Here is a 26520-nt window from a genome sequence, read left to right on the forward strand (position 1 = left end):
GGGGCGCCGTCGATCAGGGACGGTCGGCGGCGGCGAGTTCCTCGGCCAGTAGTTCAGCGAACGTGAACGTGCCGGTCGGTTGGTCGTCCTGACCCAGGAGGTACAACCGCTTGACGGCGATCAGGATTGCTTCGGCAATGATGTCGCGGAATCGCGGATCGCTCAGTACTTCGACGTCGGATTCGTTGGTGAGGTAGCCGAGGTCTATCTGGATGGTCGGCATGTTGGTGAGCCGCAACAGATCCCACGTGCGGCCGTGACTGCGGCAATCGAGAAGTGGTGTGCGAGCGACGATTTCGCGTTGCACGTAGCTGGTGAGGACCTGGCCGATCATCGAGGTGGATCCGTGCGAGTTACCGAAGTGGAAGCTGGCCACTCCATTGGCCACAGGACTGGTGCTCGATGCGCAGCGCAGCGAGATCATCAGATCTGCGCCCCAGGCGTTGGCGGTCTCGGCGCGGTCGGCCACCGACGGGTTGGTGCCCCGTGCACGAGAGAGGAACGTTTCCATTCCGGTCGCCGCCATTCGGCCTTCGAGACGACTGGCCAGATCCCACAGAATTTCCGATTCGGAGACGCGTCCGAATGTGCCGTCGACGATGCGGCCGGTGTCGGCACCACCGAGATCGGGGTCGATGACGATTCGCTTACCCGTCAACTGTGGGCCGGATTTGCGTACGAGTTCTTCTTCGCTCATCGCGTGGGGCGATCCACCGGTGACGCGGGTTCCGAGGAGGTCGAGCGAACGCAGTGTCGCCGGACCACAGATACCGTCGGGTGCCAGACCGATCTCGCGTTGAAAAGACGACAGGCCCTCGTGCGTCTTCGGACCGAAGAAGCCGTCGACGCGCTCGTTGTAGAAACCGAGGTCCTGCAGGCGTGTCTGCAGGGTAGCGACGTCGTCGCCGTACAGCGGAGCGGACAGCTGGTAGATCAGCGTGCGGGCACCGAGGTGGTAGGACGCTTCTTTGAGGGCGCGGTACGTGGCCGGTCCGACGACACCGTCGACCAGTAAGCCGCGATGCTGCTGGAACGCGCGCACGGCACCGTCGAGGGCCCGGTCGAACACCGATCCCGGGGCCGTCCAGTGGCCGTCGTCCATCGGGCCGGGCGGAACCACGGCCTCGTGGAGGAAACCGAGTGCCGAGAGAGTGCCGCGGACCTCGGCGACGGCGGGTCCGGAATCGCCGTGACTGAGCTCCTGCATCCTGGAAAAACCCTCTCGATCGTCCTGACGGTCTACACGCAATTCGATGCGCTGATGTGCCGACGCAAGCATCGGCACATCAGATGATTGTCGCAGAAAGACAGGCTTCTGCGGCAATCCACACCAAGCGTGGGTGAGTCAGATAACGCCTTCGAGGTCCTTGAGCAGCGCGGCCTTGCCCTTTGCGCCGACGATCTGCTTGACCGGCTTGCCACCCTGGAACAGGATCAGCGTCGGGATGGACATGACCTTGAAGTCCCGAGCCGCCTGCGGGTTGGCGTCGATGTCGAGCTTGGCGATGGTCAGCTTGTCCTTGTGTTCGGCAGCGATCTCCTCGAGCACGGGAGCAACCATCTTGCACGGGCCGCACCAGGTGGCCCAGAAGTCGACCAGAACGGGCTTCTCGCTGGTCAGAACGTCGTCGACGAACGACGCGTCGGTGATGGTGACTGTGCTCTTGTCGTCGGACATGTGAATCTCCTCGGTGTGGGTCTGCAACAGGTGGTGGGTCTACCGGTCAGGCGTTGACAGCGTCGACCGGCTGATCGGCGTGCTCGAGTGTGTTGGTGGTGATGTCGCCCTGCTCGGCCAGCCAACGCTCGGCGTCGATGGATGCGGTGCAGCCGGTACCCGCAGCGGTGATGGCCTGCTGGTACACGTGATCGACGAGGTCGCCGGCAGCGAACACCCCTTCGACCGAGGTGGCCGACGTGGGCGATGCGATCTTGACGTATCCGGCATCGTCGAGTTCGACCTGGCCCTTGACCAGTTCGCTGCGAGGATCATGGCCGATCGCCACGAACATCCCGGTGACGTCCAGAGTCGTCTTCTCGCCGGTGACTGCATGTTCCAGAGACAGGCCGGTGACGCTGGTGTCGCCGAGCACTTCGAGAACCTTGGTGTCGGTGAGGAAACGAATCTTCTCGTTCTTCTTGGCGCGCTCGAGCATGATGCGCGACGCGCGGAACTCGCTGCGGCGGTGCACGATCGTCACGCTGCGGGCGAAGCGCGTGAGGAAGGTTGCCTCCTCCATTGCCGAGTCGCCGCCGCCGATGACGGCGATATCCTGGTCGCGGAAGAAGAACCCGTCGCAGGTGGCGCATGCGCTGACGCCGCGTCCGAGGAGCTTCTCCTCACCGGGAATGGAGAGGTACCGAGCGGCTGCACCCATCGCGAGAATGATCGCGCGAGCTCGGTAGGTCTCGCCGCCCGCCGAGACAGTCTTGATCGGCCCGGTCAACTCGAGCTCCTCGACGTCCTCGGTGCGGATGTCGGCACCGAAACGTTGCGCCTGTTCGCGCATCTGTTCCATCAGATCGGGGCCCATGATGCCCTCGCGGAAACCGGGGAAGTTCTCGACCTCGGTCGTCGTCATCAAGGCACCGCCGAACTGGGTTCCCTCGAACAGGATGGGCTCCAGCTCTGCGCGGGCCGCGTAGACACCGGCGGTGTATCCGGCCGGTCCCGAGCCGACGATGATGAGATCGTGAACCTTGGGGGTACTCAATGCAGACCTTCCGATCTTGTGCGGCGTGTTCTTGGCGTCGACGCGAAAGTGCACTGAGCACTGCCTATCGACGTACATCTGGTCAACACCACCCTAGAGGCAGTTGTTCCCCGGTGAGAGATGTGTCAGCCGATATCGCGACGCGTTAGGACGTCGGGATTGCCGCCGCGGCAATCGTTGCCCACTGCCAGAGCGATGAACTGCGCGGGCCCGGCCCCGGCGAGGACGAGGAGAGTTCCCTGTCGGCCGTCGATTCGAACCTGACTGGATCCGAGAACGGCGGCGGCGGGGTCCACGCCGTTGGCGTCGAGACACGCGGCCAGGTCTGCCGGATCCGACAGGCTGCCGGGGTCGCGTTTACCGATGATGGTGAACGCGACGTTCGAGTCGAGATCGGTGGAATCGAGAACGAGGGACGAGTCGGGTGGCGTGGTCCCCGGCTCGGCTACGACGGGATCCGACGTGCCCGGGCTGTGCAGGACGGCGGCGAAGGTGACCGAACCACCCGCGAGAAGTGCTGCAGCAGCGGCAATTCCGACGATGGCATGTCGGCGTGTACGCGCGCTACGTGGAGGTCTGCGAAGCGGAAGGACGTCGGCGGTACGGTCCGCCGACTCTGTGTCGGCCAGGGTCTCGAGGGTGCGATCGATCTGCCGGGCGACGTCGGCGGGAACGGGCATCGTGCCGTTCGGATCCTCGCCCAACTCGTGCAGCCGAGCGGTGACGGTGTCCAGTGTCACCAGTATGCGCATCGCCTCGGCGTCGGCACGCACCAACGGCCACAGCCGACTGCTGACGTCCTCGGGTAGAGCATCTGCATGCAGATCGGCCAGCAACTCGGGTGAGAACGGGGCACCGGGTAGAGCGTCGGTGTTCGACGACACGTTCCTACCTCCCTTCGCCGAGTCTTCTTTCCCTCTCACACGGTTTAGACGCGAGGGGTCTAGATTCGGTTCCCTGCGTCCTTGAGGTATGCGAGCTGCGTCGACAACTTGAGTCTGCCGCGAGCGCATCGACTCTTCACGGTACCGGTGGGAACCCCCAGCAACGCTGCGGCGTCGGCCACGGAGTAGCCCTCCATGTCCACGACGACCACCGCCGCTCGTTGGTCGGGCGGCAGCGTCATCAGGGCCTGTCGGACGAGGATGCTGGTCTCGGATTCGGAGATGCGGTCCCGAGGCGACACCGGTTCGTGACTCTCGTTCTCGCTCAACGGAACCGACGGACGTGCCTTGTTTCGGCGAATGCGATCGAGGCACGCGTTGACGACGATCTTGTGCAACCAACTGCGGACTGCAGCGTCCGCGCGAAACGACCCGGCCGTTCGATGCGCGGAGAGCAACGCCTCCTGCAACGCGTCGGATGCGTCCTCGGGTGTGTAGCTCGTGCGGCGTGCCGTGAGCCACAGGTGTTCCTGATGGCGATGGATCAACGTGGCGAATGCGGTCGGCTCACCGGCTGCATGAGCAGCCAACAATTCCGCATCCGTGCGCTCCCCCAGCGCCGAATCGATACGTTCGGTCATACGAAAACGGCTCCCCCCGTGTTAACGCATTGGGGGGAGCCTAGGCCATCGATACCGCGAAGTACGAAACGAACGCGATTTGCCTCTGTCTCGCCGGTTTTACGTGTCGAAACCGATCCCGGAGATCGAGGTAGCGATGCGGCCACCCTGCTCTCCGAGGGTGGTGATCCACACCAGGACGTTGCCGGTGGGTTCGGTGCCGTCGAGCGCGATGTCGGTGCGGCCGTTCTGCAGAGTGGCTTCACCGAGCAGCGTGGTGTCGCCGAGGCTCGGTGAATCGTTGGGAGCGGACCTGATCTCGACGACCGTTCCCGGCGACGTCGATTCGATCCACGCGTTCTTCAACGTCGACGACGGGATGGTGACGAGCAGTCCGACACCGTTCTTCAGTGCCGGGAACTGCTGGAAGTAGGAGTCGGTGGTCCAGGCCGTGCTGGGGTTGTTGTCGATCACGTTCGATGCCGTGCCCGGGTTGTCTGCAGACCCCTGTGGGGAGAAGACGCTGACATCGCTCATCGCGACGGGTCCACCCGTCGGCGCCGGGGGCGCAGCGGTGTCGCCGGCCGGCGGCGCGGCAGCCGGGGTCGTCAGCCCGAACTCCTGGCTGTCCAGCGGCGCATCGGTGTTGTCGCCCGCGATGGAGGTGAACAACCAATAGCCGGCGAACGCCAGAATCAGCACTGTCAGAGCGCCGAGAACGGCGATGGCGATATTGGTTCGCGTCGACTTCGCCTTCTCTGCGGCCAGCTCTTCCGGGTCTGCGAGCGAGTGACCGCTGGCTCCCGGGGCACGCTGGCCCAGTCGCAGTGCCGGCATCAGGTCGGTCTTGTCGTTGACCACCGCGGCCTGATCGAGAACGTGCTGCACCGTCGCGGCGGTGCGAATGCCACTGTTCTGCTCGAGCGCTCGTACCGCGACGGCAGAGATCTCGAACGGAACGTCGGGGCGAATTTCGCGAGGCTCGCGCGGCGCACCCTTGTCGTCCCGATCGGCCGGACGCATGCCGCCGACGCTGCGCAGGGATGCCGCGTCACCGGGAACGACGGCTTCTCCGGTGGTGTCCGACAACGGCCAGCGTGCAGTGATCAGGGCGTAGAGCATGGCACCGAGACCACGGACGTCCGAACTGGAGTCGGCGTCCGCCAAAGTGGCGGGAAACGCCAGAACAGCGTTGCCGCTGGTACTGATGCGTACGCGATCGGGGTGGTCGATCGACAGTGCGCCGCCGCTTCGGTGCGCAGCCTCGGCCGCGGCGGCCAGGACCTTGATCGCACGAGCGGCCCCGGTGGGGGCAGGAACCGTATCGGCCATCTCGCGCAGCGAGCGACCGGGAGTCCACTCGGCGACGACGATGCCGCCGGAGCTACCGCGCACCACGTCGAGCACCCGGGCGAGACCGGGAGAGTTGATCCGGCCGAGGCGCAGCGTCCGGGACAGGATTGCCTGCGGGCCCTGAGTGCGGTCGTTGGGTGACGCCGTGGACTGCTGATCGGCGTCGACGAACGTCAACGCGACCTCGCGGTCGAGCTTGACGTCGTGGGCCTGCCAGAACTTCAGCCCGCGAGCTCCACCGTGCGGTGCCAACAGGCGGTAGCGTCCGCCGGCCACCGAAGCACCGGGAATCAGTGTCGGTCCGCGAAGGGTGCGCCCGGGGGCGTCCGCGGTGGACTGGTCTTCGGCTGGTTTGTCGGCAGCTTTGTCCGTCGTCTGCTTCGGTGCTACTGGTGTGTCGACTGCCGCCGATTTCTTCGTCGCGTCCACCGGTGTGCTGTCGGTCTTCGGCTCGGCCTTGCTCGCGTCGTCGACCGGCAGCTTCGCCTTCGAGATGGAGACGGTCTTGTCCGACGGCTTGGCGGCCAGCGCTGCCTTGGAGATCGCGATCGTCTGATCCTTGGGAGCGGACGCTTTGGTTTCCTTCTTCTCGGTGGCCTCGGCACTCGATGCAGCCGCCGGCTCAGGCGTGCTGGGTGTGCTCGGCTTCTCCGAAGAATCAGCTGCTTTCGGGTCCGCTGTCTTCGACTCGGGTGTTTTCGACTCGGGTGTTTTCGACGACGCAGCAGACTCGGCCTTCACGGGCTCGGTGCGGTCCTGGGTGTCGACTTCGACTCCGCCGCTCGTTCGGTCGGCTTCGTTTGCTGGAGACTGTGCCGGCCCCCCAGCAACATCGTCGTCGGTCACTGTTACTCCTTCAGGCGAATATGCCCCGTGTTGTTCTACAAGCGGTCGACCTGCAGGGGCGTCTGCCCCCGGGTGCCGTTGACCAGGGTACGGGAGTCGATCCCGCGCAGTGTCCCATGTGGGCTCGGTTCGAATAACCGGAATCACGCTGGTTTCCGCGGCAGCCGGATCCGGCACCGAACCGGACGTCACAGGCTCGGGCGGGGCCGACCGTCCGAGGACCCGGCGGACGAGCCGGCTCAACGCGACGGTGACGGCCAGTACTTCGGGAATCTTGCCGAACCACAGGATGGAGAACGTGATGCCGAGCATGATGACGGCGTCCATCGCGACGCGCACGAAGTTGCCGATCCAGCCGTTCGCCATGGCGTCGAATCCGACGATCCGGTCGATGGCGAGCATGGCTGCGCCGCCGGCCAGCGAGGCGATGAGAACCAGCCAGACAGTCTTCCCGACGTTGGCCATCCGCAGGTTGCCGAGGCTCTTGTGCAGCAGGTATCCGCCGATGACGGCACCTGCGGTGTAGCCGAGGCCGGTCGCGGCGCCGAGGAGCAGCACCACCTGGTCGGGATCGGATGCGACGATCGGGGCGAGCAACGACAGGCCGATCTTGACGGCGGTGATGCCGAGCACGATCCACGTCGGAGTCCAGGCCTTCTCACGCGCGTAGAACACGCGGAGATGGATCAAGACCAGGGCGTACGGGATAAGGGAGAACGCCGACCAGCTCACGGCCTCACCCAGCCGGTTGGCGTCGGGCGCAAACTTGCCGAACCCGTACAGCGCCTCGCCCACCCACGGCCCCGCGAACGTCAGGAACACGACGATCGGGACCATCGCGACCATCGTCAGCCGAGTGGCGACGGAGAGATCGTCGACGACCGAGGGCGTGTCACCGTTGGCGGCATTACGACTGAGTCGAGGCATGATCGCCGTCAGAACCGTGACGCCGAGAATGCCGTACGGCAGCTGCAGCACGATCCAGGCCTGGGAATAGATCGTGGGGCTCGCGTCGTCGGCTCCCGACGAGATGTTGGTGGCGACGATCAGACCGATCTGACTGATGACGACATAGAGCACGATCGCCGCCGCCATCGCGCCGAACTTCTTCAAGCGCGCGTCGAATCCCCAGAGTGGGCGCAGGTCGATCTTCTCGCGGCGGAGCGCAGGGATCAGCGCCAGCACCTGCGTGATGACACCGGTGGTGACGCCGAGGCCGATGATCAACAGCTGCGGGTTCGTCATGTCGACCGGGTTGACGGTGATCTCACCCGGCATCAGGAAGTAGATGCCGAACACCGCAAGTACCACGAGGTTGTTGAACACCGGTGCCCACGCACCGGGTTTGAAGTTCTGTCGGGTGTTGAGCACCGCCGTGAGCAAGCCGGAGAGCCCGTAGAACATCAGCGCCGGCAACACCAGATAGGTGAAGGCAATGGTCAGGCCCTCGTTGACCTTCGGATCACCGTTGAGCATCAGACGCGCCAGCAGCGGCGCAGCGATGGTTGCGGCCAACGCCACGGTGCCGAGCAGCGCGACCGCAATGGTGAACAGGCGTCGGACGAAGTCACGTCCGCCGTCGGCGTCCTCTTGTTCTGCGCGTACCAGGACAGGAACGACGATCGCTCCGAGGACGGCACCGAGCACCAGCTCGGAGATCATGTTCGGGAGAATCGTCGAGACGGTGAACGCACTGGCCAGGCCGGCACCCAGGGTGGCCGTCATGGCTACTTGCTTGGCGAATCCGGTGATCCGGCTGACGAGGGTCGCAACGGCGATCGAGCCCGACGCGGCCAGCAACGATTTCTGAGGTCTGGGTTCGGGCTGCGGTGGTGACTCGTTGCCGCCCGGTGGTGTCTGCGGCGGAGGAATGTTCCCCGACGGCGCGGCGGGTGGGTAGTCCTCGTCCCGGAACCGTGGGATGAGCTGAGTTGCGGAGTCGTCCGCTGCCGGTTGACCGTCGAGCGGGGGCGGTGCCGGATAGGAACGCATCTCCGGTCGTGGTTGCCGCTCCCAGGGGGCGGGGCGTGGGGGCGTCGTGCGCCGGAACACCTGCGCTGCGGGCATGCGTGACCGGGGCAGGTCGCCGTCGTACGGCACATTGCCTGTCATGGTCTCTCGTACCCTTCGTCGGCCGGGTCGGGTTGTCCTCGGAATCGGTGCCAGAGTCGTCGGCCTGCAAGCAACAGTAGGAGCGCGCCGGCGCAGGCGGTAATTATCGCGAGAGCTTGACCGTATGCGTTCGATCGAACCGACACCGTCGATACCTCGCCGAGCCGGGTGCCGTCGAGGGTGGTGACGGAGAAGTCGACCGACAGATTGCGTTTGTCGTCCACCTCGGCGGGCACGGTGATGGTTCGCGATCCGCGCGCCGGAAGTTGGGTCACGCCGACGTCGCTGATCGTCATCTCCGGTGGCGCGTCTACTCGGAGGAGCACGTTGACCGGCACCGGTAGGTCGTTGCGGGCCACGAGCAGCAGCGGACTCTGCTCGGAGGCGAGTGTGTAGACGCCGCCCGGAGCCAGCACGGTCACCGATCCGTAGACGGTGTCGAGTCCGACGCGGGTCGCGGTGAGACGGGTGCGTGCCATGGCCGCGGCGTCATCGCCTTCGGCGCTGGCGCGACCCGCGGTCGACAGGGCGCGGAGCATGTCCTCCCGCAGCGGGGCGGTGTACAGGCGCGGAGTCAGTGCGGACTGGGGATCCTCGACCAGCGACTGCGCCAGGGTGTCCACGCGTGCGCTCTGCGTTCGGACCGTGTCGATGGCGGACGCATCGAGATCGGTCGGCACATCGATGCTGGTCACCGGGATTCCGGTGGGGGGCTCGGTGATCAGGCCGGGCAGCGGACGAGGCGTCGCCAGGCCTGAACGCAACAGCGAGGACACAGTCGACAGGATTGCCGAGGGTTCGTCTCCTCCCGCGGTCCAGTACTGCGGCGGTGCGACGGTCACGGTGCGGCCGGGTCGATCGGCTCCGACGAGGGCATGGAAATTGATGGCGCCGAGGGCGTCCTGCAGCCGTGCGGTGCGGGAGTCGGTGCCCAGGTCGAAGCGTTGATTCGCCGGGGTCAAGGCCGGGGTCGACGGGGTCGTCCCGACGCCGGCCAGTGCGGCTGCGGTCGCCGAGTCGTAGTGGGTGGCGGCCAAGGTGCCGGTCGGATCGGCGGCGGTCGGCGCGGTGTCGGTGGACACCAGCAGAGACGTCGGCGACGACGTGGGTGGGCTGATGCTGTTGTCGGCGACGAGGACGGTCCCGGTTCCCGACGATCTCAGCGCGTCCGCAGCGCCCGCGTCGACGCCGCCGGTGGCACTCCAGGTGAAACCGCGTACCGAGCTGATGCCGAGGATGCCGTCGACGATGTCGGCCGGGGCGGCGACAGCGCTGCTGAGCAGCGAGGAATCACCGATGTCGGCGACGGCGGCGAGGTCGGCCTGAGCGAACGGTAGGGCCGTCACGCACGTGTTCGACGCCAGTGCCTCGAGCCGCGTCAACCACTGGGCTGCGGCCCCGCTGCCGGAGCCCTCCCGCGCGGAGCTGGCCGGATCGGCCGGGTTGTCGACGACGAGGTAGCCGCGGGTCATGTTCGAGACGGTGACCAGCAGGTCGGGATCGATGCCGATGCACAGGCTCGACGCCAGTTTGCCGTCGGGATCGAGACCGGGCTGCGTCGCGAATTCCAGGGCTTTGAGCAGGGTGTCGAGCCGACCACCAGCGGCGAGCTGGGTCGCCAGGTCGTCGTCGATCAAGCGCACTCGATCGTCGATGGAACCGGGGATTCCGGCTGCGAGACGGGGAATGTCGGCAAGTGGCCACAACACCGTCATTGCAACGGGGTTCCGGGTGTTGGGGGGTAGCGGCATTGCGTCGGGCGCTGCGGGGTCGAGCTGACCGGGATTCCGCGGCAGTCCGACGACGGGTAGCAGGAAGCGGGCGTCGTCGAGTCGAGCCGTCCCGCCGTACTCGGGGGTGCCGTTGACGTTGAGAAGTAGGGGGTAAACGCCGGGAGCGTCGATCCCGAGTGAGGGCTCGGTACTGCTTCGTAACTGCATCGACAGATCGAACTGGCGGCTCTGGTCCTTCTCCAGCGACTCGGCGACCGTGACGAACGATCCGACGCGGTCGAATCTCTCCTGGTCGAGGGTCAGAGAGGTCCGCAGACCCGACGTGGTGTCGATGGCCGCCGCCCCCTGTAGGCGAACGCTGACGTCGTCGACGCGTCGATCGCCGGTGTTCTTCACTGTCGCGCGAACCGTGACGAACGGATCGCTGCTGGTGGTGACCGTCGAGGGGGCGACCGTGTCGATGCTCAGCGTCAGGAACGGATCGCCGGACTGCGTCATCGGGGTATCGGGAACGGTGCTGGTGGTGCCGCTGGTGTCTCCGGCGGAATCTGGCTGCGCCGCGGCAGTAGGGAGCTGTTGGGGTACCAGTGCTGCGGTGCCGACGGCCGGCGCTGCAGCGAGGAAAAACGAGGTCAATGCGGCGGCAGCGACCTTCCGGGCCCGCACGATCACTTCCCGCCGGGCGTGGGTGCGTTCGTGTCGCCGCCGGTTGTCTGCTCGCCGTTCATGTCCTCGATGAGTCTGGTGGCGATGGCGGCGAGTTTGCGTTCGTCGGCGTAGGCGAGTCGGGACGGCAGTTCGCTCAGCGGTACCCAGGCGACTTCGGTGACCTCGAGATCCTCGTCGGACAGTTCACCGCCCAGGAAGCGGAGGAGATAGTGGTGAACGGTCTTGTGGACTCGGCGGCCTTCGGTGACGAACCAGTAGTCGATGCTTCCCAGCGACGCCAGCACGGTGCCGCGGATGCCGGTTTCCTCGGCGACCTCGCGCATGGCCGTCTGCTCGGCGGTTTCGCCCTGCTCGATGTGTCCTTTGGGCAGGGACCAGAGCAGGCGTCCGCGCCGGTCGGTGCGGCCGATCAGGGCTGCGCAGCGGGTGGCAGGCGGGCCGTCGAGGCCGTCGACCACCAGGCCTCCGGCAGAGGTTTCTCGGACGGTCCGCAGCTTGGGTGCTTCGGTGTCGGCGCGTGCTTGACGCCGCCGCGGGTTGCGGCGGCTCCTGTTCGCACGTTCGGCAGCAGACACCCGATCCATACTAGTTGCCTCGGCGCCCCGCTCCGGCTTGCCGCACCGTGGCCGATGGCCGAGACGATCCGGTCGGTACTGCGCCAGTAGGCTCTTCCACCGTGGCCGATCAGTCCCTGTCTTCCGTTTCCCCCGAGCACGCCGATGCGCGCCGGGAAAGGTTGCTGGCTGCAGCTGCGGTGACGTTGCGTGAACTCGCGCCGGTATTGACTCCGCTGGGCGCGTTGTTCGCCGCCGCGGGCCACGAGCTCTACCTCGTCGGAGGGTCCGTTCGGGACGCGGTTCTCGGTCGTTTGGGAACCGATCTGGATTTCACCACCGACGCCAGGCCGGAAGTCGTTCAGACGCTGCTGTCCGGGTGGGCGGACCATCAGTGGGATACGGGCATCGCGTTCGGAACGATCAGTGCGGCCAAGGACGGCCAGCAGATCGAGATCACGACGTTCCGCACCGATTCGTACGACCAGGTCTCGCGTAACCCCGAGGTGCAGTACGGCAGCAGCCTCGAAGAAGATCTCGTTCGACGCGATTTCACCGTCAACGCCATGGCCGTGCGGTTGGGTGCGGACGGCGTGCAGGAGTTCGTCGATCCGCTCGGCGGCATGGACGCGTTGCTCGAGGGCGTTCTCGATACCCCGTCGGCACCGGAAACGTCGTTCGGTGACGATCCGCTGCGGATGCTGCGCGCGGCTCGTTTCGTGTCGCAACTCGGTTTCTCGTTGTTGCCGCGGGTGCACAGCGCCATCGTCGACATGGCCGATCAGATCGACCGCATCACCGCCGAACGCATTCAGGTGGAGCTGGACAAGCTCATTCTCGGTGCCCACCCGATCGAGGGCATCGACGTGATGTGCGAGACCGGTTTGGCTCAGCGGATCATTCCCGAGGTGCCGAACATGAAGCTCGAAATCGACGAGCATCATCAGCACAAGGACGTGTACTGGCATTCGTTGACGGTTCTGAAGCAGGCTATCGACCTCGAGGACGGCGACCCCGATCTCGTATTGCGTTGGGCCGCACTGCTGCACGACATCGGCAAGCCCGATACCAAACGAAACGAGCCCGGCGGCGGCGTCAGCTTTCACCACCACGAGGTCGTCGGGGCCAAGATGGTGCGAAAGCGTATGCGCGCGTTGAAGTATTCGAAGAAGATGATCGAGGACGTCTCGCATCTGGTGTTCCTGCATCTGCGATTCCACGGGTACGGCAAGGGTCAGTGGACCGACTCGGCGGTGCGTCGCTACGCCACCGATGCCGGCGAGCTACTGCCCAAGTTGCACAAGCTGGTTCGAGCCGATTCGACCACCAGGAACAAGCGTCGAGCGGCTGCCCTGCAAGCCACTTACGACGATCTCGAAGAGCGCATCGCCCGCATCGCCGAGCAGGAGGACCTGGCGCGGGTTCGTCCCGACCTCGACGGCAACGCGATCATGGAGCTGCTCGGTATCCCCGCCGGTCCCGACGTGGGCAAGGCCTGGAAATACCTGAAGGAACTGCGCCTCGATCGGGGACCGCTCTCACGTGAGGACGCCGAAGCGGCCCTGCTCGAGTGGTGGCCGACGCAGTAGCGCGTCCCGCGCACGTGCGCGGAACTTCGTAGCCCACTACGAGCTTCCACTCACGACGAGCGAAGCTCGGCCTCGACGAGATAGACGTTGTAGCTGTCCCACTCCGAGACGGTGAAGTACAGCTCGTTCGCCGTCGACCACGGATGAATGAAGCCGCCGTAGGTCTTGGGGTACTCGGCGGTATCGATCAGGGTGCTCGGGGCGGTCCACTCGCCCTGCGGTGAATTTGCTTCGCGCAGAACGATATCGCCGCGTAACGGATCCAGATACGTCATCCGCCAGAGGCCTCGGGCGTCGTCGTGATGAACCGACAGTTCCCCGGCCATACCGTCGGCGATGGGGGTGGCTTCGTTCGATCCGACGGGAGCCCAGGTGCCGTTCACCCAGTACTGGTAGGCGGTCTTGTTCAGTACGTCCGCTTTCGGGACGCGTGCCAGGCCGACCTGGCCGGCGCGACCGTTGACGGTGCCGAACATGTACACGTACTCCCCCGCCGGGACCATCGTCGACACCTGGAACTTGGAGAACCCGAAGACGTTGTCCCACTTGGCATGCTCGTCCTTGACCCAGGTGGAACCGTTGTCGTCGGAATAGGCGATGCCGCCGTAGTTGGTCCACCACATGCCGGGGATCGTGCTCCACCGCCGGATGGACATGTACGACATGTACTGCCGGTCGTCGATCGCGAACCCGGACGTGGGGATGACGGTGGTCTCCCAATTCTTGATCTTGCGCGAGGGTAGTAATTCGGCTGCGTGACAGCGGGAATCCTGCACCATCGAGTCCAGGGTCATACCGTCGGACAGGTCGGTGTCGGTGCTGTGTCCCAGTACGTTCGACCGCCAATCGTCTCCGCCGACCACACCGAATTCCCAACCCTTGCCGAAGGAATCGCCGAAAACGACGGCGACCTCGCCCGGTTTGCTCTCCCACATGATGCCGAGGTCGGTGCCGTCGACCTGCCAGCGCTTGTCGGTGCGGTTCTCCGATCCCGGTCCGGTCAGCTGCGAGACCACCTCGACGTGTCCGAGGGCCGGTGCCACCGGCGGTACCGTCGTCGGCCCGGACTCCGCCGCGGTCACGGCGGGTGCCGGCGGCGGGGTTCCCGGAGTTCCACCGGGGCCGGGAATCGGGATGGGAAGGGTCTCGGGCTGCGGGTCGATCTCGATGCGAGGGAACGGGAGATGGTCTGCCGAGCCGGTGGTGGGCGAGTCCGTGGCGTCGGTGAGGTCGGGGCAGGGGTCCGCGCACGGGTCGGCCGACGGCTCGGCCTGGACACGGGTGTTGTTCGGCGGCGGGTCGGGCGCCGGCACGAGTTCGATCGACGGATACGGCACGGGGATCACCACACGATCCGGCAACGGCGGCAGCTGCGGCGGATTTCCGGGCCCGACGGGCTCTGGTGGGTAGTCCTTGGGGTCGAATCCGGTTTCTCCACAGGAATTCACCGGCGGCGGCGGGGCCGCGTACGCGGGGGGTGCGGAAAGAACGGCTGTACCTGCGGCAACCGCGATGATGCAGCCGAGCGACGTCGTGCGGCCATGCATGCGGTGCCCCCGTGTTGTCCGACGAAACCTAGCGGTCCGTTACGGGAAGATACACCACGTCAGCGCGGTGCGCGCCTCGTGTTGAGTATCGCTGCGACGAAGCCGACGGCGTAGATCCCTGCTCCGACGAACACCAGCGCGTGCGCAGTGGGATCCTGGCTCAGTTCCGTGGCGTCGGGGCCGACGGCGAATGCGGCCGCGGCGAGGGCACCGACGAACGCCACGTTGAACACGGTGTCCTGCAACGCGAATACTCGTCCACGATGCGCGTCGTCGATCTCGATCTGCATGGCCGCGTCCCCACTGAGTTTGACGGTCTGCCCAGCGATGCCGAGGAGAAATGCTCCGAGCAGCAGGCTGGTCTGGGTGAGACCGGAGACGGCACCGACCTGAGCGGCGATGGCCAGGACGAGGGCGGTGGCGATGGTGCGGGTGCGGCCGAACCGCGGGACGGCGAACGGCGCGATGACGGCAGCGAGAAACATTCCGGTCGCCGTGGCTCCGACGGCAATGCCGAAGCCGGCGAGGCCGCCGGGCAGGGAACTGTGCGTGCTCTCCCGCAGCACCAGCACCATGATGAGGGTGTTGATGCCGAACACGATGCGGTGTGCCCCGATGCCGATCATCGCGGTGGTCACTCCCGGCGACCGCCACACCGCCAGGGCACCCGACTTCAGCCCGGCGGCAACATCTTTCAGCGGGTTGCCGGGTCGATCGTCCGTATCGGGACCGAGAGACCGCGGCGCGAACCGTCCGGCCGCAACAGCACCGACCACCGAGCCGGTCGCGGCCAACCCGACGGCGACGCCCGAACCGAGATCCCCCGCTCCGACGGCACCGATCACCGCGACCGCCAGTCCCGCGCCGCCCGCCGCGAAACCGGACCCGACGGTGGCCAGTACCGAGTTCATCGGCACCAACCACGATTGCCGCACCACGTGCGGCAGGGATGCCGATGCGCCCGCCAGCACGAATCGACTGAGCCCCACGGTGGCCAGAGCCAACAGCAGCAGCGGTGTGGCGTCGACTCCGGCACACAGAAGTACGGAGGTCGTTGTGATGAGCACGATGCGAACAATGTTGGCCCACAACAGAACCGATCGACGATCCCAGCGGTCCAACAGCGCCCCTGCGAACGGGCCGACCAGGGAGTAGGGCACGAGCAGAACAGCGAATCCGGCGGCGATCTCGGCGGGGTTGGTGGCGCGTTCGGGATTGAACAGGATGGCACCGCTCAATGCGGCTTGGAACAATCCATCACCGAACTGACCGGCGAAGCGAACGGTGGTGAGCTTTCCGACGCCCGGTGACTCACGTAGGCGGGTACGAAAGGTGGCGTCGTTCACCGACGGGACTCTATCCCGCGTCGATCACACCGATACGGCGGGCTTGTCTGCCTTCCACCACGCGATCGTGGCGGCCGTGCCGTCGGCGAGAGGGGTGGGCTCGAGGCCGAGAACGCGCTCGCTGCGGCTCGAGTCGAGGATGTAGGGGTAGCGGAACTGGTACAGGGTGTCCCCCAGCTCCTTCATCGGACCGAAAACGAGCCCCAGTGCTCGCATGACCCAGGCCGGTATGACGCCGATCTTCGGGGTCGGCAAGTGCGCTGCAGCCGAGTACATCTCGATCATCTCTCGTTGCGTCACCGCAGGAGCGGTGGGTGCATGCAGGACGGTGTTCCACGTGGACGGTTGTGCGGCCGCGACGATCATCGCGGCTGCGAAATCCGGCACGTACGTGAAGGAATGGGGCAGGTTCGCGGCCCCGATCACCCGAATGGTCTTACCGGCGAGCACATTGGCGACCACTCGTTCTCCCATGTGAGAGGTCAGCACCCGTGGGCCGTAGAAGTCCGAGGCGGCGACGCTGACGGTGGGGGTCGAGTGCGCGTCGCGTGCGGCCAGGAGTTCGGTGCGGACACCCAGCTTGCGGAACGTGGCGTTTCTGGGCGAGTCCTCGCGAATGGGCCCGTCGATCCGGCCGTAGGCGTAGAGACTTTCGGGGAACACGACGACCGTACCCGCGGCCGCGTCGAGCACACGTCGTTCCATCGCCTCGAGCTTGTCGCGCCACACCGTGTTCTCGTAGGCGGCGTGGGTGCAGTGATAGATGGCGGTTGCTCCGTCGACGTGCGCTCGGAGGTCGTCGGACTCGACGTCGACCGATCGCCGTTCGATGTTCGGATGCTGTGGCCCGCTTCCGGATCGAGTGAGGATCCGCACCGTATGTCCCTGCGCGGCAAGCTGTTCGGCGATCGTCCAGCCGACGGGTCCGGCACCGGTGACGACGTGAAGTTCTGACATGGCTACTCCGTTTCGGTAAACGAGAGCGGTGCTCTCTGATGTGTCGAGTGTGCACCTCTGCTCGGAGAAAAGCAAGAGCAGTGCTCTCGGAAAAGAGCGGCAGTTACAGTAGCGAGCATGGCGAGCACTCCGCGTACCCGAGCCCGCGCCCAGACTCTGAGCGACATCACCCGCATCGGACGCGAGCACCTGGCCGCAGACGGTGCTGCTGCCCTGTCGCTTCGCGCGGTCGCCCGAGATCTGGGCGTCGTCTCCTCGGCGGTCTATCGCTACGTCTCGAGCCGGGACGAACTACTGACGTTGCTCGTCGTCGACGCGTATTCCGAGCTGGGCGACGAAGTCGACGCGGCCGTCGACGCGGCGGACGGCCCCGCCGACAAGTTCCGGGCGTTGAGCCGGGCGGTGCGTCGATGGGGACTGCGAGAACCGGCCCGGTACGCGCTGCTCTTCGGCAGCCCCGTACCCGGCTACCACGCGCCCGCCGAACAGACCACCGGCCCGGGGACCCGGGTGATCACCACATTGGTCGCAGTCCTGCAGTCGGCCTGGGACATCCGTCGCCCGGACATCGAATCGGCACCCACCGAGTTGGCGTCGCTGCACGCAAGTTTCGAGGACATCCGCGCCCAGATGGACATGGACCTGCCCGACGAGCTCATCGCATTGGGCGTGATGGTGTGGGCGTCACTGTTCGGTGCGATCAACTTCGACGTGTTCGATCAGTACGGCGCGACGACGTTCGCCGACCGGGACGCGTTGTTCGAGTTCCAGTTGGGGATTCTGACGAAGATTGCCGGGCTCGAGTAGGACCGAGGACTGGCCGTCGTGCTTGTGCCACATCCGGCGGTGTGCGGTGCCACAATGGCTGATGTGGCAGCGCATGCGGAGGAACCCGAGGACCGGACGGCGTCGGCACTGCACGATGTTCGTCCCGGCAGTCTGCTGGTGTCGTCCATCGAACTCGTGGAGCCCACGTTTCGGCGCACCGTCATCTACATCATCGAACACAACGACGCGGGCAGTCTCGGCGTCGTGATCAACCGTCCCAGTGAGACCGCGGTGCAGAACGTGCTGCCCGATTGGTCCGAGCTCGCCGCGAAGCCGCGGGCCCTGTACGTCGGTGGTCCGGTCAAACGCGATTCGGCACTGTGTCTGGCCACGCTGCGCACCGGCGCGTCGATCGACGGGGTCGCCGGTCTGCGCAGAGTCGACGGCCGGGTGGTGATGGTCGATCTGGATTCCGACCCCGCAGACATCGCGCCGTACGTGGAGGGTGTGCGCATCTTCGCCGGGTACTCGGGGTGGACGTTCGGGCAGCTCGAAGGTGAACTGGACCGAGAGGACTGGATCGTGTTGTCGGCCTTGGCTTCCGATGTGATCGGTCCGCCGCGCGTCGACCTGTGGGCGCAGGTTCTACGTCGTCAGCCGATGCCGTTGGCGCTGTTGGCATCCCACCCGATCGACGTCGAACGGAACTGAGAGCGGCTGCGCCGCACGTGCGCGGAACTTCGTAGCAGGGGTCGAGTTTCCACTCACGACCCAGGACGCAACCTAGTGCGAAAAAGCCCGCGCGGTCGAGTGTCCGCCTGATTTCAGACCGTCGATCACCTCGTCGATGGCGATGCACAGCATGCGGCCGAGGTCTGCGCTGAAGCCCTCGCGGACGACGATTCTGAGTACGGCGACGTCGGTGGCGTTGTCGGGCATCGTGTACGCCGGCACCTGCCAGCCGCTGGCTCGCAGTTCGTGGGACACGTCGAATACGGTGAACTCGCAGTGCTCTTTCAACATGAACGACAGGACCGGGATGGCCGATCCGTCGGTGATCACGTCGATATCGGGATGTCCCGCGAGATGAGTGCTGACGCGAACTGCGGTGTCGCGCAGTGCTTTCATGATGTCGGTGTAGCCGGACCGGCCCAGGCGCAGAAAATTGTAGTACTGGCCGATCACCTGATTGCCCGGCCGCGAGAAGTTCAGCGTGAAGGTGGGCATGTCGCCGCCGAGGTAGTTCACGCGGAACACGAGATCCTCGGGCAAGTCTTCCTCGGTCCGCCAGACCGCGAATCCGATTCCCGGATAGGTCAATCCGTACTTGTGTCCGCTGGCGTTGATGGACTTGACCCGAGGCAGACGGAAATCCCATTCGAGCTCCGGGTACAGAAACGGTACGACGAACCCACCGCTGGCCGCGTCGACGTGAACCGGTACGTCGGGTCCACCGCCGCCGGCGATCTCGTCGAGGACGGCGCAGATTTCCCTAACCGGTTCGAGTTCACCGGTGAACGTGGTGCCGAGAATCGCCACGACGCCGATGGTGTTCTCGTCCACCGCGTCCCGAACCTGTTCCGGGGTGATGACGTAGCGCCCGCGTTCGACGGGCAGGTACTTGGGTTCGACGTCGAAGTAGCGACAGAATTTCTCCCACACCACCTGGACATTGCTGCCCAACACCAGGTTCGGGGTTCCTGTCCCGGCGCCCTTCGCCCGCCAGCGCCACTTGAGCGCCAACCCCGCCAGCATGACTGCTTCACTGGAGCCGATGGTCGAGACGCCGGTGGCCGACGACGGGTCCTCGCGGTCGAGGCCGGGTGCGTGGAACAGGTCCGCGACGATGTTGACGCAGCGTTCTTCGATGGCCGCGGTGGACGGGTACTCGTCCTTGTCGATCATGTTCTTGTCGAACGTTTCCGCCATCAGCTTTTCGGCCTGCGGATCCATCCAGGTGGTGACGAACGTCGCCAGGTTGAGGCGTGAGCTGCCGTCGAGCATCAGTTCGTCGTGGATGTAGCGGTAGGCGGCGTCGGGGTCGAGTTGATTCTCGGGGAGTCGCAGTGCGGGTACAGGATCGGTGGCGAGCCGGCCGGTGTAGGCGGCAGAGACGACGCCGTCCGTGTGCAGTTTCCTGGGCATTGTCTTCTCCGATTGCTCGACTGACACCCAACCTAGTCCGCGACGACCGCCGCCGGGCTCGGTTCCGGTCGACGCGCGAAATGCTGAGCGATGACGGTGCACACCATCAGCTGGATCTGATGGAACAGCAACAGCGGCAGGACGATCAACCCGATGGGTTGGCCGACGAACAGCACGGCGGCCATCGGCAGTCCGCTCGCCAAGCTCTTCTTGGATCCGCAGAACAGCAGCACCAGACGATCCTCGAGCGAGAAACCGAACCACTTGCCTGCGTACCAGGTGATCGTCAGAACGAGGGCGAGCAGCAGGATGCACACGGCGACGACGATGCCGATACGCCACAGGGCGACCGAGGACCACACGTGTTGGTTCATCGACGCGCTGAAGGCGGAGAAGACGACCAGCAGAATCGATCCCCGGTCGACGAGCTTCGTCGACGCGCTGTGGCGGGTCAGCCAGCCCGTCACCCAGGGTCGGAGCAGCTGACCGACGGCGAACGGGAGCAGCAGCTGCGCAACGATGTCGAGGATCGAGCTGGGATCGATGCTCGCCGAACCCGTGGTGGTCATCAGCGCGAGCACCAGCAGCGGGGTGACGAACACGCCGAGGATGTTGGAGAAGGACGCGCTCACCACGGCACCGGCCACGTTGCCTCGGGCGATGGAGGTGAAGGCGATCGAGGATTGGACGGTCGAGGGCACCAGGCAGAGGAACAGCACTCCGGTGTAGAGGTCCTCGCTGAGCAGACTCGGTTCGAGGACCCTCAGGGCCAGGCCGAGCGCGGGGAACAGCAGGTACGTCGACGCCAGGATCACCGAGTGCAAGCGCCAGTGTTTGACGCCTTCCCAGGCGTCACGTGGGGACAGTCGCGCGCCGTAGATGAGGAACAGCAGCCCGATGGCGACGCGTGTCACCCAGCCGAGAACGTCCTCGGCGGTTCCCGACGCGGGGAAGATGCTCGCCAGCGCGGCGACCGCGAAGATGCTCAGCAGGAAGGGATCCAGGACGGTGTCCCGCAACGCTTTCACTCGGCCACTCAGTCCGCAGTGGTGGTGCGGGCACGGTCGGTGAGGGTGTTGAGCGTTCCCGCGATCGTGTCGGCGGCTGCGGTTCCGATGGTCAGTCGATCACCGTTGGCGAAGGTGACGAATGCCGCCGGCCCGGCTTCGGTGGCGACGGCGTAGTTGCCGCTGCCCTTCGCTCGCAGACCCCACCCGCCGAAGTCCTTGGCCGGGTTCACCGTCCGCACCGAGGCACCGGTGATCTCGGCGATGTCGTAGTCGAATGCCGCCATTCCCAGGCTCGAGACGTAGAGGCCGTCGCTGTCGATGTGCACGGTGAATCGCAGCAGGGACAGGATCAGGATGGTCAGCGGAACGAACAGAAAGATCGGCCACGGCGAATTCGAGAGGTAGCACGTCACGCCGGCTCCGGCCGCCGACAGCGCGATCACCGTGACTGCGGCGACGCGGCTCGCTCCGACGGGAACCACCAGCGGCAGTTCGAGGCCGCACCGAGGTAGGTCGGTGTGCAGGGGTGCGGTGGCGACGACGCGTTCGCGGTGATCCCGCAGGCGCGTCGCTCCGAACAGTCCGATGGCGAACCCGGCAACGGTACCGACGGCGATGGCCCAGCCGGGAATGGTGACGCTTTGCTCGGTGGGTAGGTCGAGTTCGCGTGCGAGGGTCGCGATCTCCAGCACTCCGATCGTCCCGACGACGGTGAGCCCGATGATCAGCATCGTCCGACGCATGATCAGCAGCACTCGGGCCAGGGCGGCCACCGCGCTCACACCGCCCCCGACCAACACGATGACGATGGCGACGGTCCAGGCGTTGGCGAGCGGATTGGAGAAGTCGTCCGGCTGGGTTCCGCTGAAGTGAGTCGCCACCTGGTCCGGCAGGCGACCCTCCCACAGATAGGCCAGGACGAGGCAGAGAGCGGCAACCGCGAGCGGGAGGACGACGCCGAAGACGACTCCGGCCGGATCGAAGGTGCGCAGACTCTTCTGTTTCATGCGCTCAGCTCGGCTGGCAGGCGTCCTTGAGGCTGCACGAGATGCACGATTGTCCGCATCCGTCGGCCTCGGCGGGTGCCGGCACTGCCGCGGCTGCGCGGGCACCGATGGATCCGCCGGCTGCGGCGATGAACAGCGCTGCAGCGAGGGCAACGACCACTCCGACGACCGCTGCGATGCCGCTCAGTGCGAGTGCGGCTACGCCGCCGATGGCCAGTACCAGCGCAGATGCGGCTGTGGTCGGGCCGGCGACACGGTTCGCGAGGACGAACGTCTCGTCGTCGCGCATTGCCTCGGGGGTACGGACACCGGCGAATCGATTGCGCGGGAGCCGGCCGAGCAGCGACAGGGCAGCGACAGCCCCGACGACGAGGGCGAGCACGAACAACACAACCGAGACGATGACCACCTGGCCAGGATACGGCGCAGCGAGGTCCTGGTACCAGGCGGGCCGCGTCACACTTTAGGCTGGTAGGTGTGACCGATTCCGTTGAAGCATCCACCGAGTCCGTTCCCGAGTACCGCTACACAGCCGAACTCGCCGGGCGCATCGAGGAGCAGTGGCAGGACCTGTGGGAATCGCAGGGCACCTTCGACGCGCCCAACCCGGTCGGAGCGCTCGCCGGAGACGTCCCGAAGGACAAGCTCTTCGTCCAGGACATGTTCCCGTACCCGTCGGGCAGCGGCCTGCATGTCGGGCACCCCCTGGGCTACATCGCCACCGATGTATTCGCGCGGTACCACCGCATGCAGGGACGCAACGTGCTGCACGCACTGGGCTACGACGCCTTCGGACTGCCCGCCGAGCAGTACGCCGTGCAGACGGGTACGCACCCGCGCAGCACCACCGAGGACAACATCGTCAACATGCGACGCCAGTTGCGTCGCCTGGGTCTCGGACACGATCGTCGACGGTCCCTGGCGACGACGGATGTCGACTTCTACCACTGGACGCAGTGGATCTTTCTGCAGATCTTCAATGCCTGGTTCGACGACGAGCTCGGCAAGGCGCGCCCCATCTCGGAGCTGGAGGCGGAATTCGCCTCGGGTGAGCGGACCTTGGACGACGGCCGCTCCTGGGAGTCGCTGACCGTCGGTGAACGCCGCGAGGTGATCGACGGCTTCCGTTTGGTGTACGAGTCGAACTCGATGGTCAACTGGTGCCCTGGTCTGGGTACCGTGCTGGCCAACGAGGAGGTCACCGCCGACGGACGTAGCGATCGCGGCAACTTCCCGGTCTTCCGAAAGAACCTGCGCCAGTGGATGATGCGCATCACTGCGTACTCCGATCGGCTGGTCGACGACCTCGAATACCTGGATTGGCCCGAGAAGGTCAAGACCATGCAGCGCAACTGGATCGGACGCTCTCGCGGAGCGCAGGTCTCGTTCTCCGGGATCGAGGTGTTCACCACCCGCCCGGACACGCTGTTCGGTGCCACCTACGTGGTGCTGGCACCCGAGCACGATCTGGTCGACGGCATGGTGGCCGAGCAGTGGCCGGCCGGAATTTCGGACAAGTGGACCGGCGGCACCGCGACACCGGCCGAAGCCGTTGCCTCATACCGCGCGTCGATCGCCGCGAAGTCCGATCTCGAGCGGCAGGAGAACAAGGAGAAGACCGGCGTCTTCATCGGTGCGTACGCCGAGAACCCGGTCAACGGTGAGCAGGTGCCGGTGTTCATCGCCGACTACGTGCTGACCGGGTACGGAACCGGTGCCATCATGGCCGTTCCGGGCCACGACGCACGTGACTGGGAGTTCGCGACGGCATTCGATCTGCCTGTGCGCGAGGTCATCTCCGGCGGCGACGTCACCGAGGCGGCTTACGTCGGCGACGGTGAGTTGGTGAACTCCGGTTTCCTCGACGGCCTGCCGGTGGACGAGGCCAAAACCGCCGTCATTTCCCGACTGGAGTCGGAAGGCAAGGGCCGCGGCACCATTCAGTACAAGCTGCGCGACTGGCTCTTCGCGCGTCAGCGCTACTGGGGCGAGCCGTTCCCGATCGTCTGGGATTCCGAAGGCAACCCGCACGGACTGCCCGATTCTGCTCTGCCGGTGGAACTTCCCGAGATCGAGAACTACGCCCCGGTGTCGTTCGATCCTGACGACGCCAGCTCCGAGCCGTCCCCACCGCTGGCCAAGGCCGACGAGTGGGTCAACGTCGAACTCGATCTGGGCGACGGACTGCAGACCTACACCCGCGACACCAACGTGATGCCGCAGTGGGCCGGCAGCTCTTGGTACCAGCTGCGCTATGTCGACCCCACCAACTCCGAGGCCTTCGCAGACCCGGAGAACGAAAAGTACTGGGTGGGGCCGCGTCCCGAAATCCACGGACCCAACGATCCGGGCGGAGTGGATCTCTACGTCGGTGGCGTCGAGCACGCGGTGTTGCACCTGCTGTACTCGCGCTTCTGGCACAAGGTGCTGTTCGATCTGGGTCACGTCAGCTCGAGCGAGCCGTACCGTCGCCTCTACAACCAGGGCTACATCCAGGCCTACGCGTACACCGATTCCCGCGGGGTCTACGTTCCTGCAGCCGAGGTCGTCGAACGCGACGGCGGCTACTTCTATCAGGACCAGCCCGTCAACCGTGAGTACGGCAAGATGGGTAAGTCGCTGAAGAACTCGGTCTCACCCGACGAGATCTTCGCCGAGTACGGTGCCGACACTCTGCGTGTCTACGAGATGTCGATGGGTCCGCTGGACACCTCACGCCCGTGGGCGACGAAGGACGTCGTCGGCGCGCAGCGATTCTTGCAGCGCGTCTGGCGACTGGTACTCGACGAGGTGACCGGCGAGGTTCGCGTCACCGACGCCAAGCCCACCGAGGACACCCTGCGGGTGCTCAACCGGGTGATCGACGGTGTGCACGCGGATTACGCTGCGCTGCGCGACAATACGGCCGGTGCCAAGCTCATCGAGCTGACCAACCACATCACCAAGGCGTACCCCGACGGTGCTCCACGCGGCGTGGTGGAGCCGTTGATCCTGATGCTCGCTCCTTTGGCGCCGCACCTCGCCGAGGACCTGTGGGGCAGGCTCGGACACGAGAAGTCGTTGGCGCACGGGCCATTCCCGCGCGTGGAGAAGAAGTGGTTGGTCGCCGATACCGTCGACTACCCCATCCAGGTCAACGGCAAAGTCCGCAGCCGCATCACTGTGTCTGCCGATGCAACGAAGGACGACGTCGAGAAGACGGCATTGGAAGATGAGAAGATCGTGGCCCTGCTCGACGGGAAGGCCCCGACCAAGATCATCGTGATCCCTGGTCGCATGGTGAACATCGTCCTGAAGTAGCTCTCGCCTCCGCCGAACTCGAAGTTATGGATGAAAATCTTGCGATTTCCGTCCATAACTTCGAGCTCGCGGGGGTTTAATTTGTTGCATGTCACCAGCTGGTAGAGGGTTTGCGTTGAGGCTGATGGCCTCCGTCGTGCTACTTCTCGGGTCCGCGACGCTCGTGAGTGTCCCTGTTGCACAAGCAGATCCGGGACCCGGCTCGCCGGTTCCAGCGGATGATCCGTTCTACGATTGGGACGGCGGCCTGGACGTCTCCCCGGGAACGGTGCTGCGGTCGAGGCCCATGACGTTCCGTACCCCCACCCAGCCGACGCCGATCACAGGTAGCCAGGTGCTCTACAGGACTACCGACCAGCAGGGCGACGGCGTCGTCACGGTCGCCACAGTGCTGCGGCCCTTGATCCCCGGGCCGACGCGGATCGTCTCGTACCACATGGCGTACGACGCCCTCGGCTCGCAATGCAATCCCTCGTACACCCTCAGCGGCGGGTCCACGAGTCCCATTGCCGGCGCGGAACAGGCGGTCATTGCCGGTTACCTCGCAGCCGGCTACACCGTCGTCGTGCCGGATTACGAGGGCGAGGAACTCGAATGGACGATCGGGCGGCAGTCGGCCTACGCCGCTCTGGACGGCATTCGTGCCGCGCAGTCCCTCCTGCAGCTTCCGTCGAGCACGCCCGTCGGCATGGTCGGGTACTCCGGTGGATCCGTCCCGACGCAGTGGGGTGCCGAAGTTGCCCCCGAATACGCGCCTGAGCTGAATCTGGTCGGTGCGGCGGCCGGCGGGCTACCGGTCGACCTGGCTCACAACCTTCCGTACGTCAGCGGTAACAGAGAGTGGGCGGGTGTCATCCCGGCACTGATCGTCGCCTACGAGCGTGCGTACGGACTCGACCTGAACAGTTTCATCTCCGACTACGGCTTCGAGGTGATCGATCAGGTCGATCAGGAGTGCATCGCCCAGTTCGCCGACGACTACCCGACACTCACCGACGCCTCGATGGTCAAGGCCCCGTACAGCTCCCTGCTGGATGTACCCGAGGTGGTGGCGGCGATCGACGACAACATCATGGGCAGCCAGGGCACCCCGCGGACGCCGATGTTTCTGGCCGTCGGTCACGCCGATCCGATCGGCGATACCGTCATGATCACCGGCGACGTGCAGGGACTGGCGTACGGCTACTGCGGCCGGGGCGTGGATGTGCAGTACTCGCAGTACGACGGCCTGACGCACAGCGACGCCTTCCCGGTGTTCGAGGCGCAGAGCCTGCAGTTCCTGACCGAACGATTCAGCGGTGGGCCGACGCACAGCAACTGTGTGACGATCCCGCCCGGCAATGCCTTGACCCCGACTTCGTAGTTC

20 protein-coding genes are annotated in these 26520 nt (G+C 65.7%); 5 read left to right on the plus strand and 15 right to left on the minus strand.

The window, feature by feature from the left end; genetic code table 11:
• Positions 1–13: 13 nt before the first annotated feature.
• From CH262_RS18130 to CH262_RS18165, 8 genes are all read right to left on the minus strand, one after another.
• On the minus strand, positions 14–1207 hold the full coding sequence (locus tag CH262_RS18130; protein ID WP_032371397.1) for an N-acetylmuramoyl-L-alanine amidase: 1194 nt from the start codon (positions 1205–1207) through the stop codon (positions 14–16).
• Positions 1208–1345: 138 nt separating this feature from the next.
• On the minus strand, positions 1346–1678 hold the full coding sequence (gene trxA, locus CH262_RS18135) for a thioredoxin (protein WP_008711582.1): 333 nt from the start codon (positions 1676–1678) through the stop codon (positions 1346–1348).
• 46 nt (positions 1679–1724) lie between these two features.
• Positions 1725–2714: a thioredoxin-disulfide reductase gene (gene trxB / locus CH262_RS18140; protein ID WP_032371600.1), complete on the minus strand. Its 990-nt coding sequence runs from the start codon at positions 2712–2714 to the stop codon at positions 1725–1727.
• Between the two features lie 125 nt (positions 2715–2839).
• The gene (locus tag CH262_RS18145; RefSeq protein ID WP_094718098.1) at positions 2840–3598 is read right to left on the minus strand and encodes a hypothetical protein; all 759 of its coding nucleotides are present in this window, start codon (positions 3596–3598) and stop codon (positions 2840–2842) included.
• 59 nt (positions 3599–3657) lie between these two features.
• A complete protein-coding gene (gene sigM / locus CH262_RS18150) occupies positions 3658–4239 on the minus strand; it encodes an RNA polymerase sigma factor SigM (RefSeq protein WP_045841535.1) in 582 nt (193 codons plus the stop codon).
• Positions 4240–4338: 99 nt separating this feature from the next.
• The gene (locus tag CH262_RS18155; RefSeq protein ID WP_179275036.1) at positions 4339–8529 is read right to left on the minus strand and encodes a lipid II flippase MurJ; all 4191 of its coding nucleotides are present in this window, start codon (positions 8527–8529) and stop codon (positions 4339–4341) included.
• Positions 8526–10928 (minus strand): DUF6049 family protein, encoded by a 2403-nt coding sequence (locus CH262_RS18160; RefSeq protein ID WP_256988866.1) that lies wholly within the window; start codon positions 10926–10928, stop codon positions 8526–8528. The genes CH262_RS18155 and CH262_RS18160 overlap by 4 nt, the downstream gene beginning before the upstream one ends.
• Before the next feature lie 2 nt (positions 10929–10930).
• Positions 10931–11506 (minus strand): NUDIX hydrolase, encoded by a 576-nt coding sequence (locus tag CH262_RS18165; RefSeq protein WP_032373580.1) that lies wholly within the window; start codon positions 11504–11506, stop codon positions 10931–10933.
• 101 nt (positions 11507–11607) lie between these two features.
• On the opposite strand from CH262_RS18165, the gene CH262_RS18170 reads away from it, so the two are divergent.
• The gene (locus CH262_RS18170; protein ID WP_032371394.1) at positions 11608–13074 is read left to right on the plus strand and encodes a CCA tRNA nucleotidyltransferase; all 1467 of its coding nucleotides are present in this window, start codon (positions 11608–11610) and stop codon (positions 13072–13074) included.
• Positions 13075–13124: 50 nt separating this feature from the next.
• On the opposite strand, the gene CH262_RS18175 is transcribed toward CH262_RS18170, so the two are convergent.
• Genes CH262_RS18175 through CH262_RS18185 form a run of 3 tightly spaced genes read right to left on the minus strand, consistent with a single transcriptional unit; the run spans position 13125 to position 16924 of the window.
• Positions 13125–14621 (minus strand): DUF4185 domain-containing protein, encoded by a 1497-nt coding sequence (locus CH262_RS18175; protein WP_094718101.1) that lies wholly within the window; start codon positions 14619–14621, stop codon positions 13125–13127.
• A gap of 59 nt (positions 14622–14680) precedes the next feature.
• Positions 14681–15967: an MFS transporter gene (locus CH262_RS18180; RefSeq protein WP_094718102.1), complete on the minus strand. Its 1287-nt coding sequence runs from the start codon at positions 15965–15967 to the stop codon at positions 14681–14683.
• A 24-nt stretch (positions 15968–15991) separates the two neighbouring features.
• Positions 15992–16924 carry an NAD-dependent epimerase/dehydratase family protein gene (locus CH262_RS18185; protein ID WP_094718103.1) on the minus strand — a complete coding sequence of 311 codons (933 nt, stop codon included), beginning with the start codon at positions 16922–16924 and terminating at the stop codon, positions 15992–15994.
• Between the two features lie 117 nt (positions 16925–17041).
• Between CH262_RS18185 and CH262_RS18190 the strand changes: the two genes are divergently transcribed.
• Both CH262_RS18190 and CH262_RS18195 read left to right on the plus strand, forming a co-directional pair.
• Positions 17042–17731: a TetR/AcrR family transcriptional regulator gene (locus CH262_RS18190; protein WP_027495021.1), complete on the plus strand. Its 690-nt coding sequence runs from the start codon at positions 17042–17044 to the stop codon at positions 17729–17731.
• Positions 17732–17785: 54 nt separating this feature from the next.
• Complete coding sequence (locus tag CH262_RS18195) at positions 17786–18403, plus strand: YqgE/AlgH family protein (RefSeq protein ID WP_032371389.1); 618 nt, start codon at positions 17786–17788, stop codon at positions 18401–18403.
• A gap of 72 nt (positions 18404–18475) precedes the next feature.
• On the opposite strand, the gene CH262_RS18200 is transcribed toward CH262_RS18195, so the two are convergent.
• From CH262_RS18200 to CH262_RS18215, 4 genes are read right to left on the minus strand one after another with little or no spacing between them, the layout of a single operon-like run.
• Positions 18476–19837 (minus strand): glutamate decarboxylase, encoded by a 1362-nt coding sequence (locus CH262_RS18200; RefSeq protein WP_094718104.1) that lies wholly within the window; start codon positions 19835–19837, stop codon positions 18476–18478.
• 32 nt (positions 19838–19869) lie between these two features.
• Positions 19870–20865, minus strand: coding sequence for a bile acid:sodium symporter family protein (locus CH262_RS18205; protein ID WP_027495024.1), 996 nt, complete (start codon positions 20863–20865; stop codon positions 19870–19872).
• An 8-nt stretch (positions 20866–20873) separates the two neighbouring features.
• Positions 20874–21854 (minus strand): DUF1648 domain-containing protein, encoded by a 981-nt coding sequence (locus CH262_RS18210; RefSeq protein WP_094718105.1) that lies wholly within the window; start codon positions 21852–21854, stop codon positions 20874–20876.
• Positions 21855–21858: 4 nt separating this feature from the next.
• On the minus strand, positions 21859–22263 hold the full coding sequence (locus tag CH262_RS18215; protein ID WP_027495026.1) for an SdpI family protein: 405 nt from the start codon (positions 22261–22263) through the stop codon (positions 21859–21861).
• 68 nt (positions 22264–22331) lie between these two features.
• Between CH262_RS18215 and leuS the strand changes: the two genes are divergently transcribed.
• Together leuS and CH262_RS18225 are read left to right on the plus strand one after the other, a co-directional pair.
• Positions 22332–25154: a leucine--tRNA ligase gene (leuS, locus tag CH262_RS18220; RefSeq protein ID WP_094718106.1), complete on the plus strand. Its 2823-nt coding sequence runs from the start codon at positions 22332–22334 to the stop codon at positions 25152–25154.
• 124 nt (positions 25155–25278) lie between these two features.
• Positions 25279–26517, plus strand: coding sequence for a lipase family protein (locus CH262_RS18225; protein WP_094718107.1), 1239 nt, complete (start codon positions 25279–25281; stop codon positions 26515–26517).
• Positions 26518–26520: the final 3 nt, after the last annotated feature.

The organism is Rhodococcus sp. 05-2255-1e (genome assembly GCF_002259025.1).
Lineage (GTDB): Bacteria > Actinomycetota > Actinomycetes > Mycobacteriales > Mycobacteriaceae > Rhodococcoides > Rhodococcoides fascians.

Coding starts and splice junctions, on each gene's coding strand:
- CH262_RS18130 (WP_032371397.1), bottom strand. CDS start 1,207: ATGCAGGAGCTCAGTCACGGCGATTCCGGACCCGCCGTCGCCGAGGTC.
- trxA (WP_008711582.1), bottom strand. CDS start 1,678: ATGTCCGACGACAAGAGCACAGTCACCATCACCGACGCGTCGTTCGTC.
- sigM (WP_045841535.1), bottom strand. CDS start 4,239: ATGACCGAACGTATCGATTCGGCGCTGGGGGAGCGCACGGATGCGGAA.
- CH262_RS18155 (WP_179275036.1), bottom strand. CDS start 8,529: ATGACAGGCAATGTGCCGTACGACGGCGACCTGCCCCGGTCACGCATG.
- CH262_RS18175 (WP_094718101.1), bottom strand. CDS start 14,621: ATGCATGGCCGCACGACGTCGCTCGGCTGCATCATCGCGGTTGCCGCA.
- CH262_RS18185 (WP_094718103.1), bottom strand. CDS start 16,924: ATGTCAGAACTTCACGTCGTCACCGGTGCCGGACCCGTCGGCTGGACG.
- CH262_RS18190 (WP_027495021.1), top strand. CDS start 17,042: ATGGCGAGCACTCCGCGTACCCGAGCCCGCGCCCAGACTCTGAGCGAC.
- CH262_RS18195 (WP_032371389.1), top strand. CDS start 17,786: ATGGCTGATGTGGCAGCGCATGCGGAGGAACCCGAGGACCGGACGGCG.
- CH262_RS18200 (WP_094718104.1), bottom strand. CDS start 19,837: ATGCCCAGGAAACTGCACACGGACGGCGTCGTCTCTGCCGCCTACACC.
- CH262_RS18210 (WP_094718105.1), bottom strand. CDS start 21,854: ATGAAACAGAAGAGTCTGCGCACCTTCGATCCGGCCGGAGTCGTCTTC.
- CH262_RS18225 (WP_094718107.1), top strand. CDS start 25,279: ATGGCCTCCGTCGTGCTACTTCTCGGGTCCGCGACGCTCGTGAGTGTC.